15 protein-coding genes and 1 tRNA gene are annotated in these 19,746 nt (G+C 41.7%); 1 reads left to right on the top strand and 15 read right to left on the bottom strand.

The annotated features are described in order from the left end of the window. Nucleotides 1–54: 54 nt before the first annotated feature. The 4 genes from ftsH to DV702_RS14050 all read right to left on the bottom strand — a co-directional run bounded on the left by ftsH (nucleotide 55) and on the right by DV702_RS14050 (nucleotide 6,618). Complete coding sequence (gene ftsH, locus DV702_RS14065; protein ID WP_114925319.1) at nucleotides 55–2,076, bottom strand: ATP-dependent zinc metalloprotease FtsH; 2,022 nt, start codon at nucleotides 2,074–2,076, stop codon at nucleotides 55–57. 141 nt (nucleotides 2,077–2,217) lie between these two features. Beyond that, a complete protein-coding gene (hpt, locus tag DV702_RS14060; RefSeq protein WP_099689037.1) occupies nucleotides 2,218–2,760 on the bottom strand; it encodes a hypoxanthine phosphoribosyltransferase in 543 nt (180 codons plus the stop codon). A gap of 18 nt (nucleotides 2,761–2,778) precedes the next feature. Beyond that, complete coding sequence (gene tilS / locus DV702_RS14055) at nucleotides 2,779–4,185, bottom strand: tRNA lysidine(34) synthetase TilS (RefSeq protein ID WP_114925318.1); 1,407 nt, start codon at nucleotides 4,183–4,185, stop codon at nucleotides 2,779–2,781. Nucleotides 4,186–4,221: 36 nt separating this feature from the next. Beyond that, nucleotides 4,222–6,618, bottom strand: a complete 2,397-nt coding sequence (locus tag DV702_RS14050; RefSeq protein ID WP_114925317.1) for a SpoIIE family protein phosphatase — start codon at nucleotides 6,616–6,618, stop codon at nucleotides 4,222–4,224. Between the two features lie 212 nt (nucleotides 6,619–6,830). On the opposite strand from DV702_RS14050, the gene DV702_RS14045 reads away from it, so the two are divergent. Further along, nucleotides 6,831–6,904 (top strand) — tRNA-Met (locus DV702_RS14045). Nucleotides 6,905–7,025: 121 nt separating this feature from the next. On the opposite strand, the gene DV702_RS14040 is transcribed toward DV702_RS14045, so the two are convergent. From DV702_RS14040 to mfd, 11 genes are all read right to left on the bottom strand, one after another. Next, nucleotides 7,026–7,448, bottom strand: coding sequence for a S1 domain-containing RNA-binding protein (locus DV702_RS14040; protein ID WP_099689034.1), 423 nt, complete (start codon nucleotides 7,446–7,448; stop codon nucleotides 7,026–7,028). A 121-nt stretch (nucleotides 7,449–7,569) separates the two neighbouring features. Continuing rightward, entirely contained in the window at nucleotides 7,570–7,983 is a 414-nt protein-coding gene (locus DV702_RS14035) for an FtsB family cell division protein (RefSeq protein ID WP_114925316.1), read from the bottom strand. A 29-nt stretch (nucleotides 7,984–8,012) separates the two neighbouring features. Beyond that, nucleotides 8,013–8,498 (bottom strand): spore cortex biosynthesis protein YabQ, encoded by a 486-nt coding sequence (gene yabQ, locus DV702_RS14030; RefSeq protein ID WP_114925315.1) that lies wholly within the window; start codon nucleotides 8,496–8,498, stop codon nucleotides 8,013–8,015. Continuing rightward, entirely contained in the window at nucleotides 8,495–8,791 is a 297-nt protein-coding gene (gene yabP / locus DV702_RS14025) for a sporulation protein YabP (RefSeq protein WP_114925314.1), read from the bottom strand. The genes yabQ and yabP overlap by 4 nt, the downstream gene beginning before the upstream one ends. 226 nt (nucleotides 8,792–9,017) lie before the next feature. Further along, on the bottom strand, nucleotides 9,018–9,308 hold the full coding sequence (locus DV702_RS14020) for an RNA-binding S4 domain-containing protein (RefSeq protein ID WP_114925313.1): 291 nt from the start codon (nucleotides 9,306–9,308) through the stop codon (nucleotides 9,018–9,020). Beyond that, nucleotides 9,295–10,764, bottom strand: coding sequence for a bifunctional methyltransferase/pyrophosphohydrolase YabN (gene mazG / locus DV702_RS14015; protein ID WP_114925312.1), 1,470 nt, complete (start codon nucleotides 10,762–10,764; stop codon nucleotides 9,295–9,297). The genes DV702_RS14020 and mazG overlap by 14 nt, the downstream gene beginning before the upstream one ends. A gap of 5 nt (nucleotides 10,765–10,769) precedes the next feature. Continuing rightward, a complete protein-coding gene (locus DV702_RS14010) occupies nucleotides 10,770–12,362 on the bottom strand; it encodes a putative polysaccharide biosynthesis protein (protein ID WP_114925311.1) in 1,593 nt (530 codons plus the stop codon). Between the two features lie 45 nt (nucleotides 12,363–12,407). Further along, nucleotides 12,408–13,001 (bottom strand): sporulation membrane protein YtaF, encoded by a 594-nt coding sequence (gene ytaF, locus DV702_RS14005; RefSeq protein ID WP_114925310.1) that lies wholly within the window; start codon nucleotides 12,999–13,001, stop codon nucleotides 12,408–12,410. Between the two features lie 127 nt (nucleotides 13,002–13,128). Then, a complete protein-coding gene (locus DV702_RS14000; RefSeq protein ID WP_114925309.1) occupies nucleotides 13,129–14,331 on the bottom strand; it encodes an NAD(P)-dependent malic enzyme in 1,203 nt (400 codons plus the stop codon). Nucleotides 14,332–15,568: 1,237 nt separating this feature from the next. Beyond that, on the bottom strand, nucleotides 15,569–16,105 hold the full coding sequence (gene spoVT, locus DV702_RS13995) for a stage V sporulation protein T (protein WP_114925308.1): 537 nt from the start codon (nucleotides 16,103–16,105) through the stop codon (nucleotides 15,569–15,571). A gap of 83 nt (nucleotides 16,106–16,188) precedes the next feature. Then, nucleotides 16,189–19,716: a transcription-repair coupling factor gene (gene mfd, locus DV702_RS13990; protein WP_114925307.1), complete on the bottom strand. Its 3,528-nt coding sequence runs from the start codon at nucleotides 19,714–19,716 to the stop codon at nucleotides 16,189–16,191. Nucleotides 19,717–19,746: the final 30 nt, after the last annotated feature.

Raw genomic sequence — 19,746 nt, 5'->3', positions numbered from 1 at the left:
TTGCGCTATGAACAAAAACAGCCGACTGTCATATACAGTCGGCTGTTTGCACACTTAGTCTCTGCGTTCTTCATCGATGGACGGGAGTGTTTTATCTCCCGTGCCACGTTCACTTGGTAAGTCTCCTATCGACGGATCATTTGGTGCACCCGTAATGTCTGGAGTGGTATTCTGTGTTGTTTCAGTCACTGCCGGAGTTTCCTCTTTCGTTTCATCCACAATATTATCCAAATTTTCATAAGGACGATCTGGTAGGACACCGTGATCTTTCAAGTGATTGATCTGTTCCGCATCAAGTGTTTCCACTTCTAATAAAGTCGTTGCGATTAAATCTAATAAATCTCTTTGCTCTGTCAAAATCTGTTTTGTCCGGTCATATTGTTCTTTTATAATTCGCTGCATTTCCTGATCGATTTCGTATGCAATCGACTCAGAATAGTTCTGCTCCGAATTAAAGTCGCGACCTAGGAATACTTGACCACCTTGAGACTGACCAAACTGCATCGGTCCAAGCTTATCACTCATTCCATATTCAGTTACCATAGAACGTGCGATTCCAGTAGCACGCTGGAAGTCATTGTGAGCACCTGTTGACACTTCACCAAGCACTACTTCTTCCGCTACACGTCCACCTAATAGACCCGCAATTTTGTCTAGGAGTTCCGGCTTCGTCATGAAGTAGCGATCTTCTTTTGGTAGCATAACGGCATAACCGCCTGCTTGCCCACGTGGTACGATCGTTACTTTATGAACGATTTCCGCATCATCAAGCATCAATCCAACGACTACGTGACCCGCTTCGTGGAAGGCAACGATATTTCGTTCTTTTTTCGATATGACACGCGATGTTTTAGCAGGTCCCGCAATAACGCGATCTGTTGCTTCATCGATATCAGCCATGTCGATTTTCTTTTTACTGCGTCTAGCGGCTACTAGTGCTGCTTCGTTCAATAAGTTCTCAAGATCCGCACCGGAGAATCCAGGTGTCCGTTGAGCAAGAGCTGTCATATCGACCGAATCATCTAGCGGCTTATTACGCGCATGTACTTTCAACACAGCTTCTCTTCCTTTTACATCTGGACGACCAACCGTAATTTGACGGTCAAAACGTCCTGGACGAAGAAGTGCTGGGTCTAGTATGTCTGGGCGGTTTGTAGCGGCAACGATAATAATTCCTTCGTTTCCTTCAAATCCATCCATTTCTACTAGTAACTGATTCAATGTTTGTTCACGCTCATCGTGACCTCCACCTAAACCAGCCCCACGCTGACGTCCAACCGCGTCAATTTCATCGATAAAGATAATACATGGTGCGTTTTTCTTAGCATTCTCGAACAAATCACGTACACGAGAAGCACCGACACCTACGAACATCTCGACAAAGTCAGAACCCGAAATCGAGAAGAATGGTACGCCTGCTTCACCTGCAACTGCACGTGCAAGCAACGTTTTACCAGTACCTGGTGGTCCAACTAGCAAGATCCCTTTTGGAATTCGTGCGCCAAGTTCTACAAATTTGCTGGCATCTTTCAAGAAGTCCACGACCTCTTCCAGCTCAGCCTTTTCTTCATCTGCCCCTGCAACATCATTAAAACGTACTTTCTTTCGATCATCCGTTTGTAATTTCGCCTTGCTCTTTCCGAAGTTCATCACTCGGCCGCCACCGCCGCCTTGTGATTGGTTCAGTAAGAAGAAGAAAAGGATAATAATGATAATGAACGGTACAAGTCCTGTAAAGAAGGATACCCACGCACTTGTTTCTTTCGGAGGTAAGATTTCAATTTCAGTCTTTGTTGTTTTGACAATTTCACCGATATTGTCCATGTCATTCATCGGAATGTTCGTTACGAATGTTTCACCTTTTTTGTAACCTTGCATTTCACCTTTTACTTCATACACAAGCTGTAGAGGTTGAAAAGTAACATTTTCAACTTTTCCAGTCTCTAAGGCTGTGACGAATTCATCATACCGAATAGGTTTCATCTTCGGATTTGGATTATTTAGCGAACTGAAAATCCCCATTATTGCAAGGAAAATCAATCCATATAAAAGAAAGTATCGAAGTATTCGATTCATCCCAAGCCTCCTCATCTCATTCAACAGCAATTATATAGAAAACTATTGTAAATTTTAACATAGATTAACACAACTCTACAAAGAAAATGCCTTAGGGAAAAAAGCCTTCAGACTGATTTTTATCTGCTCAGCCAGAAAGCGTTAAAAAGAGTAAATTTCTTTTTTAAGTACGCCGATATAAGGTAAGTTACGATATTTTTCAGCATAGTCGAGTCCGTAGCCTACAACAAATGCGTCTGGCACGTCAAATCCTACGTAATCTGCTTTCAAATCCACTTTGCGTCCAGTCGGCTTGTCAAGAAGTGTGACAATTTTAATGGAGTTCGCTTTTCGATACTTAAATAGTTCCACTAAGTAGTTTAATGTTTTTCCGCTGTCAATAATATCTTCAATTATTAATACATCGCGGCCTTCTACACTCGTATTTAGATCTTTAACAATTTTAACTTCACCTGAAGAGACAGTTGCATTACCATAACTTGATACATCCATGAAATCGAGCTCAATATATGTATCGATTCGTTTGATCAAATCACTCATGAACGGTAAAGCGCCTTTTAACACCCCTACCGCTAAAGGAAATTTCTCGCGATACTCTTCTGTCAGTGTCGCTCCGAGCTCTAGAACTTTTTCTTGAAGTTCCTCTTCTGTAATTAAAACTTGCTCAATGTCTTGTGCGATCATCGGCTCGCCCCCTCCAATTTATCTATCTTTTTCACGCGTAATCCATATGTATGACTCGCCTTCTGACCGGTGATAGGAAAACATCTCGCCATACCGCACACCTGGCACCGCACATACGACACCGCTTGCCGTTGTAATAACTGCTTGCTGCTTTCTTTGCGACATTCCTACTTTTTCATCAATTAATACCCGCGATACGCGCTTGGCTTGAGACATGCCTTTTAACTGGATACGATCACCGGGTTGCCATAATCTCACAGACAATGGCAGTTCGTCAGCTGGTAATTGAAAGTATTTGATGTCATGCGAAGGGTAGAAGGTTTCGATTACATCTGCATCAGCTTGTTGCCAATAAAATTGAATACTCCCCCACGTATGCCACATTCCTTTTTCAAGAATGAGTGGACTGAGGGCTTTCGTATTCATATCCTTTTTCGTAATTAGCAGTTTATCATATTCCCTAACAAACTGATAGCCATTTGCCACGTCAACCGTTACATTCCCTGCTGGATTTTCAATATGTTGTAACAGTTCATCCACTACTGTGGAACGTTGCTCAACTTTCTCAATCTCAGGGCTTGGAAGACAACTTAATAGTAGTTGAATCACACGCTTTTGTAAAGCTTTGGGTATAGCAAGAAACGCCTCCCGATCAAAAGAAGGAAGCTGTTCTTTAGTATAAGTTACAATCTGTTGCCAATGTTCTGTTGCCAATTGCCTTAAAAATTCCTCATCTGCTTGGCGCTGTACAGTTTGTCTAACAGTACTGCTGGCGATCGAAGGATTTTCCGCTGTCAACAGAGGAACTACTTGATGGCGCATACGATTGCGTAAATAGTCATCCCGTTCATTGCTGGGATCTTCTCGAAACTTCAATGTATAATAATCAGCATATGCGTACAGCTCGCTCTTCTTTAAAGGAAGGAAGGGGCGAACAACATTCCCAATAGACAAAGCGCGCTGCAGCGGCATGCCGTTTAGTGATTGGCTCTTACTTAATTGAATGAGTATGGTCTCTAATTGATCTTCTGCATGATGCCCCGTCGCAAGAACTGTATATTTATCCGCTTGCATAATTCTCTTAAAACAATCGTAACGTTCTTCTCGGCACAACAGTTGCACATTACCGCCACTGCGTTCCAAAATGGTCGGAATAGGAACAGCTTCCGAGTAAAAAGGTAATCGGAATTTATTACAAAGTTCTTTTACTACATAAGCATCTTCTGCTGATTCCTGCCCTCTAAGCATGTGATCTATATGCACCGCACCTACTTCTATATCCAACAACTGGCGGTGATTGGCTAAAAAGTGAAGTAGCGATATGGAATCGACCCCACCCGAACATGCTACTAACACACGGGAGCTGGGAGGGATCAATCGGTACCTTTCGATAAACTTCAAAACTTCTTGTTGCAAACGTTTCATGATCCATCTCCCTCCTCCCCTAATTCTACCACTCTTTTAACTAGAACTGACTTTAGACTTCTTATTTGTCTTTGACCATTTAGGAACGATATGATCCACTTTCATCACCAATACCGTTCGATCATCATCTACTGTTTCAAATACACGTTCCATTTCCATCATGACCTGATCGGCAATCGTGTGGCAATCCATTTCTTTAAATCGGTCAATCGTTTGATGCATGACATCTTCTTGTACTTCCAATTGTAATTCCCCGTTAAATATACCATCTGTCATCATGACTATAATATCGCCTGATTTTAATTGTTCGTTCTTTGCTTCTATTGAAAAGGATGGCAAAAATCCAAATGGAACGGTTTTACTGTCTAGACGTATACATTCATCTCCCCTTTTTATATACGTACTCATCGAACCTGCTTTCCAAGACCACAGCCGACCGTCTTGAAGATCGATCAAGGCTAAATCCAATGTTGCATACATATCGTCTAATCCATTCAAGGCCATCATATAATGTAAAGTATGAATCGCTGTTTCTGGATCCATCTTCTGACCTAAACACTCGCGCATCAGTCGGATTACTTTTCGGCTTTCATGGTAGGCGTTAATATCTTGCCCCATTCCGTCCGAAAGTAAAACAGCTGATAATCCATCATGAATTTTGAACACTTCATACGCATCTCCGCCTTGGAATGCACCTCTTCCCGTCGTTGTCACAATATCATAATCCAATGAGAAACGAACAGCTGAACTGAATGTTAACTGCACATGCGGGAACGGGAACGGCTGGTAGGTAGACTTCGATATATAAATAGGTTCTTCATACATTTGTTCCAATACAGGTACGATTAAATACTCTCCGACTGTCGTTTCTGCTTCGAAGTCCGCCTTTTTCTCTGGAACCGAGACTACTACCCTACAAGATCCACGCTCTTCTGATAATATGTCAATTTGAAAAAACTCTACTCCTTGGACTTGTAGCCGATTAGCCAATTCTTCCTCGGCCATTTTATACGTCGTTAAATCTTCTTTCACCTCTCGCATCACTTTTTCAATATGCATACTCATATCTCGCAGTTGTAGCGCCAACATTTTTCGACCGTGCTGGAGTTGTCCCATAAGTAGACGATTCGTTCCATGTTCCTCCAACTCATTAATAAGACCTTTAAACCGCAGACACTTAAACTTCATCCTCTCTTCTACTCGCACACGTGCAGCTTTTTTTGTCGCTGAATACGTAGACTCCCATTCCCCGATTAACTCTCCAATTCCGTCTTCTTCGCTTTCCCAGCACTTCCTATAACGGAAACAAGATTGGCAAATAGACGGCACCTCAACAGTGGCTGCAGCCTCATCCTCCGGTGTCAGACGATTACTCACTAATGTCGACATAAAATGGGCAAACTGCTGAAACTCCTCTAATTGTCCATCCAGTTTATCAGCCAACCATTGCTGTCTTTTTTCAGAAATCCCTTCCTGTTTAGGCAACAACACTTGACGAATACGATTCATCTTTTGTGTCGGAATAAACAAAAACAATAACGATGCGATCCCTATAGTAGAAAAGTGAACAGTATCTAGTGGAAGCGTAGCATCATACAGCAAGAAGAAAACTGACACGAACACACTTCCCGTAATAACGCCAACCTTTCCGAACCGTTTCAGACCTCCTGCCATCAGTCCAGTAATTCCGTATAAAGCCATCATGCCGGTAAACGCTAAATCCGACACACCTATAATAAGCGCGATGATCATGCCGACTGTCGTAGCAAACGGCACACCCCCTACCATGGCGGCTACGTAGATCGCAAGAAAAAGAAATACGCCCGCCACGGATACATAGCCAATTTGTACTCCTCCCATTCCTGTCGTGGCCAGCGCTCCTACTATACACATTGCGCTAACTTGCTCTGGATTCCACGGACCATATAATAGCCTATCTATAGAAGGAAACGCCAATAACATGAAGATTGTCATGAAAAGTGCGAGCAGTGCTTCAAGTCCAATGGATAATTGGACAGCCACAGGTAACCTTTCACTATATTGTATTAGTTGCCATACGATTTGCGGTAAAATCATACTGGCTGCCACAGCGACTGGAATAGACTTTTTCATCACGGGTATTTTAATGGCTGTGTGAAATAGCAATAATTGCGTCAGATGGATCACTGCTTGTCCCATCCCTAAAAAAGAACTTCCTATCATTCCACCTATAAAAACATAAATCATATGTTGACGATACCTCATACTTGCTAATGCCCAAATCGGTAAAAAGAACGGAACTGCCATGTCGAATACTACTGCTTGCGATAGAAAGAACGATCCGACTAAGAAAAGAATTGCTGTCAATATATAGACTTTACGGTTGATCAGCCACTGCCATGGTTCTCTGATTTGTTGGCCAAATGGTCTTTCGATATTATCAATCATCTTCATTTCCCATACCCCCTATGTTCTCTTACTAGCAACTATACATGGGGGTCTGAAGAAATTTTGTCTGTTTGTGACAGGCTACCCTTAAAACATTTCGACGTATTCCGTATGTTTTTTCTTTTTACAAAAGATAGTTGACACTTTCTGATTTCCCTTGTATGATAGAAGACGTTGCGTTTGAAAAGTTCTTGTTTCACCGCACAGCTAGTATTCATGGCGGCGTAGCTCAGCTGGCTAGAGCGTCCGGTTCATACCCGTAAGGTCGTGGGTTCGACTCCCTCCGCCGCTATATAATAAAACTCCTCCGCTCAGGCGAAGGAGTTTTTTGTTTTGCCTATAAAAAAAGCGTATGATCAACAACTGTTGATCATACGCTTTACTAACTTAAGACAGTTGAAACAGTCAGCAAGTTATCCTCTTCTAGCGCCACGGCCGCCACGTTTAGACTCCGTTGCTCTCTTTAAAGTAGTTAAACGTTCTTCGCTGTCTTTCATGAATTTCGCCATTTTTTGCTCGAAATTCTCTGGACGTTCAAAGCTCGGCTTGCTGCCTGGACGAGGTCTTTGCGGACGCTGTGGACGTTGCGGACGTTCTGACTCTGGCTTTGCCTTACGGATGGAAAGACCGATTTTACCGTCAGATCCCACATTCATAACTTTTACTTCAACCATATCGCCAACTTTTAAATGGTCATTTATATCTTTGACGTAATTGTCAGCTACTTCACTAATATGGACTAATCCTGTGGATCCGCTTGGCAATTCAACAAATGCCCCAAAATTTGTGATCCCGGTTACTTTACCCTCTAACTTGCTGCCTACTTCAATTGACATAAAAAAAATGCTCCTCCTTAAGTTTTAAGCGGCTCGTAAGCCTATCAACCATATTGGCAGTGCCTGTATTTTACAAGCTCCTACTTATATTATAGCCAACAAAAAAAGAGTGTCAACATGACTACTCTTTTCTCATCTCTTTTTCTGACTCTTTTTTCTTGTCAGGAATAGAAAAAATGATCTCGTTGGATTCAGAAAGGAAATATTCTTTACGCGCTAATTTTGCAATATATTCATCATCATCCAACATAGTCAATTGCATATTTAACTGTTCTTGTTGTGCTTGCAAATCCTTTAGTGTAGCCATTGCTTCCAATTTTTCTTGCTCTTTCACAGCCAATAATTCTTTCTGACCTTCATTCATATTGAATAAACTTCCGGCTACAATACAGACGATTACAGCGAACACTGCCAGGCGATTTCGCAAACGTATTTTTTGCGCCTTTTTTAAATATTCTTTTTTCTGCATGGAGCGCACATAGTCATTATCGATTGCTGTAACTTTCTCTGTTGACTGCTTCTGTGTTTTTTTCATGGCGCACACACCTTTCTGACTTGTTTCTACTATTGTTCTTTATTATATAGTAGTCTGTATTTGTTTTGAAGGAATTTACGACTATTCTTATAGAATAAGACGAATGGCGCTAGAATAAGTGACAAAATATAGACAATGACTCGAATCATTCTTCGAATCACTAACAAAACTAGAAGTATGATATACCAAATGGGACGGATCACTACTATCAGCACCACTCTACCAATCATGCGGAATGGATAATGAAATATAGCGACGTACAATAACATCCCACTAATTTGTGCGACGGGGTCATACATTCTCCAGGCCCCACCGCGTACTAGTATTAGTATCCAAAATGCACTTATCCCCAAAAGAATCCAAACGCCTAACTCAAACCAGAAAGCTCGGCGCCGGATAACAGAACGCTTATCGCACGCAGCGACAACCGTTCCGAAAATATCCATAATCACTCCAGCAAAAATGCCTGTCCCGATCATCGCAAGTAAACTGAAGAACTGGACGGATAGGCTCATCCGAATAATTTATGGAGAAAATTGCGTGAACCGGACTCTTCTTCATCGTATTGTAGCGTTTGGACAGAGCCTTCTAATGTCAGCAAGCCCTTGTCCACATCTAAATGAACAATACGCAATTCCTCCCCACGAATTTGTAGAATTCCTTGAGATGTTCTGACTAGAAATTCTTCTTGATCGAAACGGTCAATCGTTTTTACGGAAGTAAGATCCATTCTTTTGCGATTGCGCATCGTGACTACATGATCTCCTGATGGGATAGTGTACGTTGAATTTTCAGTTTGCATTTGCATATGCGTCCCCCTTCTCTAGTGCGTTCCCCATATCTTATGCACGGACTTGGGCAAACATGACAAGCAATAAAGAGTAACAGGAACGAAATCAGAAGAGGGCTATAACAGAAATTCAGTACTGTCTGATTTTCCGTCATAGCCCTTCACCCAGTCATCTGTTGGCTAGTAGAGATACCGACAGATGAATTACGGTTTCCGGATGATTGGAATTCAAAGGACGAGGATATTAGTCTTCATCGTCCATAAATTCAGGTTCTACTTTTTCAAGGCGTTCTTCACTTAGGATCGTATACATCGCAGCGGCATCTTCTTTTTTTGTAGAAGCTTTTAGTTCATTAACTTTCGCTGTAACGATTTTTTGACCAAAACGAATAGCTAGTTCGTCCGTTGGTTTCACGTCAGACGAAGCTTTCGCTATCTTTCCATTTATAGTGATTCGCCCTTGATCTGCTACTTGCTTGGCTAATGTACGGCGCTTGATCAGCCGCGACACTTTCAAAAATTTATCTAGTCTCATTAGATTCTTCCTCTCGTTTGGCTTGCTGCCAGAATTGTTCAAGTTGTTCTAAACTATAGCTTGAAAAATCTCCAGTTCCTTGCTTTACGCATTGTTCTACATACGTAAAACGTGACTTAAACTTTTCATTTGTATGCCACATCGCTTCTTCCGGTGAAATTTTCAAAAACCTGGCAATGTTGACAATGGTGAATAGAACGTCGCCTAATTCATCCAGTTGACTAGTGGTTCCACCGTGGCGGACTTCCTCTTGAAATTCAAGCCATTCTTCTTGAAACTTTTCGAACGCCCCTTCAATGGTAGGCCAGTCAAATCCAACCTTGGCTGCTGTCTTCTGATAATTGTACGATGTTAGTAAAGATGAAGCATAGCGTTCCTGACCTTCGAGCAATGAGTCTCGCTTTGGCTTTTCTGCATCTTTTATCGCTTGCCAATTTGTCAGTACTTCCATCGTTGTATCGGCTGTCGTCTTACCGAAGACGTGCGGATGGCGGCGGATCATTTTCTCGCTCACTGTTTCAAGCACGTCTTCTATTGAGAAGTAGCCATTGTCTTCACCAATTTGTGCATGCAAAAAGACTTGTAATAAAACATCTCCGAGCTCTTCAATAATCGCTTCATCGTCTTCTTCATCAATTGCCTGAACTAATTCAAATGCTTCTTCGATTACATAACGCTTCAGCGTCTCATGTGTCTGCTCACGATCCCATGGGCAACCATCCGGTGCACGTAAAGTAGCTATGATTTCACGGAATGAACTCCATTCTTTCAAGCGCTGGTTCCGTTTCGCCAAAGGTGGTACGTAAATGGTCGTTAGATTGTTTAATGATACAATGCGATCCAGTTCAAAAAGTGCCACACTCGTTAACTTTTCTTCAGCAGAACCAGCGGCTGTCACAATCGTCACCTCATGCTCGTCAGGATATTTCTCCATCAATGTTAGCTTCACGTCAGAAGCCACGAATGCGTCATAGACTTGTCCGATCAACACATGCTGATCCATTCGAATATCGTCACGCTTTACGTCCGTTCCATCGAGCAGCTGGAATCCCTCGATTGGATCTATGCGCAATGCAGTGAATATTGGATCCAAGAAACTGCTGCCGCCTGCCAAGTGCAATTCAATTTCTCCTGCCCGTTCTTTTTCAATCAACAGCTGGACTGTTCGTTCAGCTACTAGCGGATGTCCCGGCACAGCATATGTAACGTGTTGTTCTGTGCTCATTTCAAGCAACTTCTCTACTATGCCTTTGTAGACATCCTCAAACGCATCATTTGCTTCGTATAGTACGTCAAAGCTATCCATTTGGATTCCCTCCGCGCGCAATTCAGGTACAACTGGATGCTCTTCTGTACGGATGACAAGACATTCAGCTTGCTTCAATAATCTGTATACACCTAGCGGCAACTGTTGTAAGTCGCCTGCGCCTAATCCAATGACAGTGATTTTTCTCACATAATTCACCTTCTATTTTTAGTTAGCCATAGTTGGACAATTGCCAAACGTTTTCCGAACGGCAATAAGTACCACTCTCGTTCCTTCATTATACGTGATTTCAAGACGACGAAAAGAAATATGATTGCCCCTATAGTGACTGCAGTCATTGCTATAGCTGTTGCACGTAAACGAGGAGAGAAACTTGCAAATACCCAGTGATCTGCCACTATCATCCATGGGATCAGCACTGCCGCCATAGCACTTCCCGCAAACAATAAGACGTTGTAAAAGCGACTAGGGGCCAATGGTGTTTTCCAAAAGCGTTTGAAGTACAAAATCAATAGCAATGAGACGACCGCAAAAGCTAGAGCACCTGCTATGGCCGCACCCGTCACGCCATACTGTTTGACTAAAGTAGATGTCAGGGCCACTTTGATCAATACGCCAAGCATTAGAAGAAGTAATGGACCTCGTATTTTATTACTCCCTTGAAGAATAGCGGTTAACGGCAAAATAATAGACAGCCAAAAAATTTGTATAGAAAAGATCATAAGTGCAACAGAGCCTGTCCGTGTTTCGAAGAGCATTTCATTTACATAAGGTAATACGAGAATGAGACCTACCGTAGCTGCCCAGCCGAATAAAATGGAGGTTCGGAAAGTTAAGCTGATAAAAGGTAATGCCCCTTTCCCATTTGACTTAGTAGCATGGTGTGCGATTAACGGAACCAAAGCCAATGCTAATGTCGATGCTAACAAAACCCCCATTTGCACCAGCGGTTGTCCCCGGTCATAGACACCTTTCATTTGCATCGCGTGCTCACTAGTCATCCCCGACTGGATCAATGTATTGTAAATCGTAAATGAATCGACTAATTGAAAGATTAGTAAAATTAACGAACTGGCGCTGACGCTCACGCTGATCTTCGTCAACTCTTTTACAACTTGCCAGACCTGGATTTTCGCACGCTCAACTCGTTCGTACTGCAAAAAGAACCAAGTTAAAATAAGTACGCCGACTGCTTCTCCAGCAACAGCCGCCCACATCGTGATCTCTCCTATTTTATAAAGGGAAGTCCCCGCCTTGACCGCAAACCATGTGCCCGTCAATACAATGAGCACACGAAACAACTGTTCAGAAATATTGGAAATAGCTACAGGAATCATTTGCCCTTCAGATTGAAAAGCTCCTTTTAATACAGCTAAAAACGGCAGAACTAAAACGATATACGCACCTGTATGCAACACGGGTGCCAGCTCCCGATCTCCCATGACATCTGCGAAAAACGATGATCCAGCACGCAATAAAACAAAAATACCTAGCGATAACAACAGTAGATAGGCGATTGATACACGTAAAATCCCCCGCGACTCCCCTGCACTCTTACTTTCAGCAAGCATTTTCGAAACAGCTACAGCGAACCCCGATGATGTCCAAACGATAAATATGCCAATGAAAGGATACACTTGTTGATAAATGTAAAACCCTTTATCCCCTACTAAGTTCTGAAAAGGTACACGATACACAGCACTCAAAACTTTGACAACGATAGCCGCAATCGTCAAAATGGATGCACCTTTCATAAATGATTTCATATCCCACTTGGTAAACGCCATATACGCGCCTCTTTCATAACATAATGATTTCTAGTATAACATTTACTAGAATAGACGCGTTATGGCAATCAATAAAATAATGATTCCACTCATAAACGTTCCAAATTGCCCGACAGTCATTTTCCCAATATGAAAATTCGACAGCCTATTACCTAATTCAACACCTGCCCATAACGTTACATAGCTACCGACCGCGGCCGAAAACGCAATCGCCACTGCAGATAGTTCCAGTAATCCTGCACCGACTCCATTAGTCAGCGCATTTGCTGATAAAGCTACGCCTAACAGTAATGCTTCTCCTAAACTAATATGCGAAGATTTATCGAAATCCATCTTCTCCGGTTCGCTAAGTACACTTGAACGGGATCTATTTTGCTGTCTAAATGCAATCATCATTATTCGTATACCTATGAGACTCAAAACAGCAAATGCTACAATATCCGGCCAGCTTCCCGGCAATAATTCTGCGATCCACACACCTGATATAATCCCTACGATACTAAAGATAAAACAAATGACCGCGATCAATAGATTGGAGACAATCGGAACACGAACTTTTTGGACGCCGTAAGATAATCCTACTCCAAAGTTATCAATGCTAGAAGAAATAGCAAAGCCTAAAATAAGCAGCCAAGTCATTACACTCCCCCTCGCCTCTAGTTTTACTTCTACTATACGTCCGTTTGAAAGACCACGTGTGTGCGCATGACGACATAAAAAAAACCAGCCACTCCTATATTTCAGGAGCGACTGGCTTATATAAGAATTATCTACCCGGTAAAATCAATTCTTTTGAAACAGATACTCCTGTGCGCATAGCTGCTTTCGCAACAGCATGGGCTACGATCGAAGGCACACGGTCATCAAATGGATCTGGAATGATATAATCGTCTCGTAAGTCTTCTTCTTTAATCAAGTCGGCAATCGCGTACGTTGCAGCTAGCTTCATTTCTTCATTGATCTCTGTTGCTCGTACGTCTAGTGCTCCACGGAAAATACCAGGGAAAGCCAAGACGTTATTGACTTGGTTAGGATAATCAGAGCGTCCTGTCGCAATGACACGCACACCGTACTCTTCTGCCAATTCAGGCTTCAACTCTGGTAGCGGATTGGCTAGTCCAAAGACGATTGGATCTTCGTTCATAGAAGCAATCAATTCTTTTGTCAGCAAGTTGGCAACAGAAACACCAACGAAAATGTCCGCACCCTTCATAGCGTCTGCTAATGAACCTTCGATTTTCTCACGGTTCGTAATACGTGACATCTCGTGCTTCACGCTATTCATCGAGTAATCACGGCCTTCGAAAATAATTCCTTTCGAATCACACATAATTACATTTTCGAAGCCCATATTTAACAGAAGTTTCGTAATCGCAACTCCCGCAGCTCCCGCCCCATTCAAGACAATTTTCACTTGGCTACGTTCTTTGCCCACTAATTTCAATGCATTAATCAAACCTGCTCCTACAACAATCGCTGTTCCGTGTTGATCATCATGGAAAATCGGAATATTACATTCTTCACGCAAACGTTGTTCAATTTCAAAACAACGTGGTGCGGAAATATCTTCTAAGTTAATTGCACCGAAAGTTGGACTGATTGCTTTGACAATCTGCACAATTTCGTCTGTATCTTTCGTATCTAAACAAATAGGGAATGAATCAATTCCAGCAAATTGTTTCAGCAATAAAGCTTTACCTTCCATTACTGGCAATGCAGCTTCAGGACCAATGTCTCCAAGTCCAAGTACAGCCGTTCCATCTGTTACTACTGCTACTAAGTTTCCTTTAATTGTATACTCGTATGCAAGAGATGGATCATGAGCAATTTCAATACATGGTTCAGCCACTCCTGGTGAATAGGCTAAACTCAAATCCTCTTTATTCTCTAAAGGCACTTTTGAAATAGTCTCCATTTTCCCGTTGTGAATTTGATGCATGTGTAAAGATGATTTGTATCGTCTGTTCATAATTTATCTCTCTCCCTATCCTGTTCGTTAGTTAGTAATTCGTATTGGTGATGATTATAAGCGCAAACGTAAAGTAAATACAAGGAGAATATTCTTTCAACTCCAAAAATTGAAAAAACGAAAGCGTTTACAATGCCTTTGTCAAGGGTTTTCTGAACGATAAAAAATTTTTTAAAAAAGTTTTGACTTTTGCTTACTTTCGTTGTATGTGAAACATTTCACTTTACTTTATTCGCTTGTGAATTAATTCACAATAACACCATGTGAAAGGCTTCACTAAAGGATTTTCGATTGTGAAATTTGTCACAAAAATAGTATGTTAAATCTTTCTCATTTATATAATTAGTAAAAATTTGAAGTGAATTTTATTTAAAAAATTATAATAAAAGTTTAAAATAGCAGTGTTTTTTAATGGAAAATAACGGATTTTAAAGTGTTACGAAATCAAATCAAATGGAATTATATGTATATTTTATCCATTGATTTATTTAAAAGTGAGTTTGACGATAGAAATAGGCCGGCGACTTTGGATAGTAAGATACAGTGACTATGGCGAGCGAATGGAGTGACGCTGACTTCAAGAGTCTTGCAGCTTGCGCGACGATACGCTTTTCGGAGGAGACGCAGCGGATCTCGCAAAAGAGCGTTGCAGATTATGTCAGTGCAAAGATGTGCTCCTTCTCGCTGCGCTTCACTCGAAGAAGCCTTATTTAGTGTGGGTAAGACGGTTTGATAGCTCTTTGTAGGTAGTGAAAACTACTTGGACTTGTTTGATACTATGTAATCGTTTTAAAGGTTGAAAGAGGCACTGTACAGGAGAAGTAACTTACCATACTTTATTTTTGGACGAACACAGACTGACTTCCCGACACAACCTCAAGGATTCTTCCGGAAGAACCGGCGACTCCTGGAGGATCAGGACGACAGGCGTAATCGCCAAAGAACTTCTGGCGAGTCCGCCGCGCCCCCTCAGGAAAGCGTCCGGTTCTGTAGGGAGGATCCTCACACGTACACTACCTCTACAATTACTCGTCAAAAGCACCTCATTTACAAAAGCCTATTCCTTTCTTTGAATAATCAACAGGTTTGTAATAAGAGTGTAAAATTAGTGGATCGTATATTATTAATGAAATTATCCAAATAGAAATAGATGTATATTTTTTGGGAAACAAAAAACCTGTAGCAGTTGACTCTCGCTACAGGTACAAACTCAACCATTTATAACGCATTTTGCTAATCAACTTTCCATTTGTTTTGCCAAAAATACAGCAGCCGTTTCAGCGGCCTTTTGTTCCACTTCACCGACAAAGTGAACCTTTGACAATATATAGATTGCTCCAATCGCATCACCATTTGTGATAATCGGCGCAATACAGTAGGATTTAATCTGCTCCACTTGTCCAGGGATCCACTCTACAGACTTTTCATGCTTTTCAACGATCACCGTTCTACCACTTACCAACTCTTCACATGCAGGTGAGAGCTGGCGGTTCATATAATCTTTTTTAGACAGTCCCGCTACCGCCAACATCTCATCACGGTCGCTGATCAAAGCAGGCGTGCCAAGTGTTTCATAAAGTGACTCTGCATATTCCACTGCAAATTCGCCAAGCTCTGAAATAGGTGAATACTTTTTTAGTATGACTTCCCCTTCTCGATCGGTGAATATTTCTAAAGGGTCTCCTTCACGAATTCGAAGAGTCCTCCTAATTTCTTTCGGAATGACTACTCTGCCTAAGTCATCAATTCTGCGGACAATACCCGTTGCCTTCATGTATAATGCCTCACTTTCTCGAAATGAAATGTATTTCTGAGAATAGTATGCATCATCACTGGTCTTTTTATGCAATTGAGGATTTACACAGCAGGCGGTGCTTCTTTTGCAGTTTCCTGCATTATATGAACCATGTCTTCAATCATGTCGAATTCAGTAAACTTATTAGACTTCTTTTCATTAACAGTTACGATGATCTGCCCATTTTCAAGAGATAATCCAACTGCATGACCAAATTTCAAAGAATGCTCCATTAGTTTTGCACCGTCTGCACGCGCAGTGCCTTCGTCTGTTAATCGGATTTCTACCGTGTCTTGAATCTTTTTGATCGATTCCACACCCGCCATACGTCCCCACGCTTTCATACGTCCGACGCGCAATAGTAAGTCAGCTTCGAATGGCATATCACCAAAACGGTCTATCATCTCATCTACTAGCTCCAAATAATCCTCGTCACTCGTAATCGCTTTTACACGTTTGTACATCTGGATCTTTTGATAACCGTCTTGAATGTATGTTTCAGGTAAATAAGCATTGATCGGTAACGATATTTCAACATCTATTTTATCTTCTTTCGTAACACCTGTTTGACGCTCTTCAATCGCTTCCTGCAATAACTGGGAATACAAATCGAATCCAACAGAATCAATAAATCCATGTTGCTGAGAGCCGAGTAAGTTTCCTGCCCCCCGAATTGATAAATCCCGCATCGCAATTTTAAAACCTGAACCGAGCTCAGTAAACTCTTTAATCGCTTGTAGACGGTTTTCCGCCACTTCAGTTAACACTTTATCCCGTTGATACAACATATAACTATACGCTACACGGTTCGAACGACCAACACGGCCGCGCAATTGATAGAGTTGTGACAGACCCATACGATCTGCATCATGAACAATCAATGTATTAACATTTGGAATATCGATACCTGTCTCAATGATTGTCGTTGTCACTAATACATCATATTCTCCTTCGAGAAAACTCATAATGACCGCCTCAAGTGCAGCTTCCCCCATACGGCCATGTGCCGAGGCAATACGCGCTTCAGGTACAAGTTCCCGAATTTCTTCAACTTTACGATCCATATCTTCTACCCGATTATACAAATAAAATACTTGTCCGCCGCGTCCCATCTCCCGTTCAATAGCTTCTCGTACTAGCCCGCCATTATACTCCATAACATATGTTTGAACGGGAAAGCGATTCGCAGGAGGTGTTTCGATTACAGATAAATCGCGAACTCCTACCATGGACATATGCAGTGTACGCGGAATAGGAGTAGCCGTTAACGTTAGAACATCTACATTTGTTTTTAACTGCTTTAACTTTTCTTTGTGCGTCACGCCAAAACGTTGCTCTTCATCCACTACTAACAAGCCTAAGTCTTGATAGACAACATCTTTTGAAAGCAGACGATGAGTCCCTATAACAATATCAATAGTTCCAGCCTTTAACCCTTTAATCGTCTCATCTTGCTCTTTCTTCGTTCGGAAACGATTAAGTATCGAAACGGTTACCGGATAGTTCGCAAAACGTTCTTTCATTGTTTCGTAGTGTTGCTGAGCTAAAATCGTTGTCGGTACTAAAAACGCTACTTGTTTGCCATTCGTTACAGCCTTAAATGCTGCGCGAATAGCCACTTCCGTTTTTCCATAACCAACATCGCCGCATAATAAACGATCCATTGGACGCTCTTTTTCCATATCCTTTTTTATTTCATCAATTGATTGTAATTGGTCTGCCGTTTCTTCATATGGAAAAGCATTTTCGAACGATCGTTGTAAATCATCATCTTCACTAAAAGCAAATCCTTTTTCCGCTTCACGCTTTGCATACAGCTCGATTAAGTCATCCGCAATGTCTTGAATTGCCGCTGTTACTTTACGCTTTGTCTTTGTCCAATCTGTGCCGCCCAGTTTATGCAATTTCGGCTCTTTTTCACCAGAAGCCACATACTTTTGGATTAAATCAATTTGATCGGCTTGTACAAATAACTTATCATCTCCGCGGTAACGAATATCCAAGTAATCCTTTTGGATACCGCCCACTTCTAGTGTCACTACACCATAATAGCGTCCAATTCCGTGATGGACGTGAACAATATAATCACCGATTTGTATCTCTGAATAACTTTTAATCCGTTCCGCATTCGTTAACTTTGATGGACGCGCTTTACGTTTTGGCTTTCCAGTGAACATCTCCGTGTCTGTAAGAACTGCCAGCTTTTGAAATGGCAACTCAAATCCGACAGACAAATCACCCTCTATGATGGATAGGATGCCTTCTTTAGTAGGTTTGCCGTTGATAACTGCTTCTATGTCATACTCTCGCAAAATTCCTTGTATATCCGCTATGCGTTCTGCAGAAGCTGCCAGTAAGAAGACATTATAGTTACCTTGCATCCAACGCTCTATTTCATTTTTTAATAAAGGCATCTGCCCGTGAAACTGTTGCATCGGTTTGCAAGAAATCGCGATAGACTTTTTAATCGTAAATCCTGGTATCGCTCGTGTAAATAATGATATATATATGCGTTGTTGATGGATTTTGCTCAGTACTTCTTGATATGTCCACGCAAGCTTCGTATCGTGTAACATTTTTCCGTCTTCTAACATAGCTAGATGAAATTCCTGTTCTTCCGTTTCTAGTGCAGTGACAGATTCTTGTACTCGTCCTAGCTCATCAAATATGACAATTCCCTCTGCCGGAAAGTAATCTATCAGTGTAGCACTCGCTTGGGCAGAGAACGAAGCGTATTGCTTCATTGTGTCTGGTACAATACCCGACTGCATTAAACCTATGTCATGCATAACCGTTGTCAATAATTGTTGTTGTAATTCTTCACTTTTTATTTTCGTTAAACTGTCCCCGAGTGCTTGCTCTACTTTACGGGAAACATCCAGCAGTTCTTCCGGCGTCCAAATAAACTCTGTAGCCGGCAACAGTGTAATCGACTCCAGCTTTCCCGTTGAACGTTGATCTTCCGCAGAAAACGTCCGAATCGAATCTATCGTAGTATCGAATAATTCAATACGAACGGGCTCTTGCATCGTCAAAGGATAGACATCTAAAATACCGCCACGCAACGCAAATTCACCCGGTGCACTCACCAGGTCCTTTCTCATATAGCCCATAGAGACAAGTTTCACGAGCCAGCTTCCTATATCAATCTCTTCGTCTGTCTCTGCTGTCACATAATGTGTCAACCAGCGTTCTTTTGACGGTAAAAGCTTTCTTAGACCAGCAACCGGCGAAATATAAATTCCCCTGCCTTTGCGCGCCATATGATCCAACGTTTCAATTCGTCCCGCCCGTAATTCATAACTGCCAAACGAAAAGTCTGCTGCTACAAGTTCTTCTGCATTGTATAAATGAACTTGTTCCTCACCCGCCTGCTTGACCAAATCCTCATACATACGCTGTGCTTGAAGCATATTTGGTGAGATTATCAACACCGGACGCGTTAATGATTGTTGAATTATTTTAAAGAAGATAGATTTAGAACCGCCGGATAAACCTGTTATTAACTGTTGATCTTGTCCAGCCTCTAAGCCTTTGAGTAAGTCTTGAATCTCTTTTTCTTCTAAAAATAGCTGTTCTATTACTCCCAATCGACTAATCCTCTCTATATATCAATTATT

It is taken from the genome of Sporosarcina sp. PTS2304 (assembly GCF_003351785.1).
In the GTDB taxonomy this organism is placed as follows: Bacteria; Bacillota; Bacilli; order Bacillales_A; family Planococcaceae; genus Sporosarcina.
Note: the sequence above shows the minus strand (reverse complement) of the source record. Positions and strands in the feature narration are given on the sequence as shown.

What these genes read in the sequence shown, in the direction of transcription:
- ftsH (WP_114925319.1), bottom strand. Translation starts at nt 2,076, where the DNA reads ATGAATCGAATACTTCGATACTTTCTTTTATATGGATTGATTTTCCTT.
- hpt (WP_099689037.1), bottom strand. Translation starts at nt 2,760, where the DNA reads ATGATCGCACAAGACATTGAGCAAGTTTTAATTACAGAAGAGGAACTT.
- tilS (WP_114925318.1), bottom strand. Translation starts at nt 4,185, where the DNA reads ATGAAACGTTTGCAACAAGAAGTTTTGAAGTTTATCGAAAGGTACCGA.
- DV702_RS14050 (WP_114925317.1), bottom strand. Translation starts at nt 6,618, where the DNA reads ATGAAGATGATTGATAATATCGAAAGACCATTTGGCCAACAAATCAGA.
- DV702_RS14040 (WP_099689034.1), bottom strand. Translation starts at nt 7,448, where the DNA reads ATGTCAATTGAAGTAGGCAGCAAGTTAGAGGGTAAAGTAACCGGGATC.
- DV702_RS14035 (WP_114925316.1), bottom strand. Translation starts at nt 7,983, where the DNA reads ATGAAAAAAACACAGAAGCAGTCAACAGAGAAAGTTACAGCAATCGAT.
- yabQ (WP_114925315.1), bottom strand. Translation starts at nt 8,498, where the DNA reads ATGAGCCTATCCGTCCAGTTCTTCAGTTTACTTGCGATGATCGGGACA.
- yabP (WP_114925314.1), bottom strand. Translation starts at nt 8,791, where the DNA reads ATGCAAATGCAAACTGAAAATTCAACGTACACTATCCCATCAGGAGAT.
- DV702_RS14020 (WP_114925313.1), bottom strand. Translation starts at nt 9,308, where the DNA reads ATGAGACTAGATAAATTTTTGAAAGTGTCGCGGCTGATCAAGCGCCGT.
- DV702_RS14010 (WP_114925311.1), bottom strand. Translation starts at nt 12,362, where the DNA reads ATGGCGTTTACCAAGTGGGATATGAAATCATTTATGAAAGGTGCATCC.
- ytaF (WP_114925310.1), bottom strand. Translation starts at nt 13,001, where the DNA reads ATGACTTGGCTGCTTATTTTAGGCTTTGCTATTTCTTCTAGCATTGAT.
- DV702_RS14000 (WP_114925309.1), bottom strand. Translation starts at nt 14,331, where the DNA reads ATGAACAGACGATACAAATCATCTTTACACATGCATCAAATTCACAAC.
- spoVT (WP_114925308.1), bottom strand. Translation starts at nt 16,105, where the DNA reads ATGAAGGCAACGGGTATTGTCCGCAGAATTGATGACTTAGGCAGAGTA.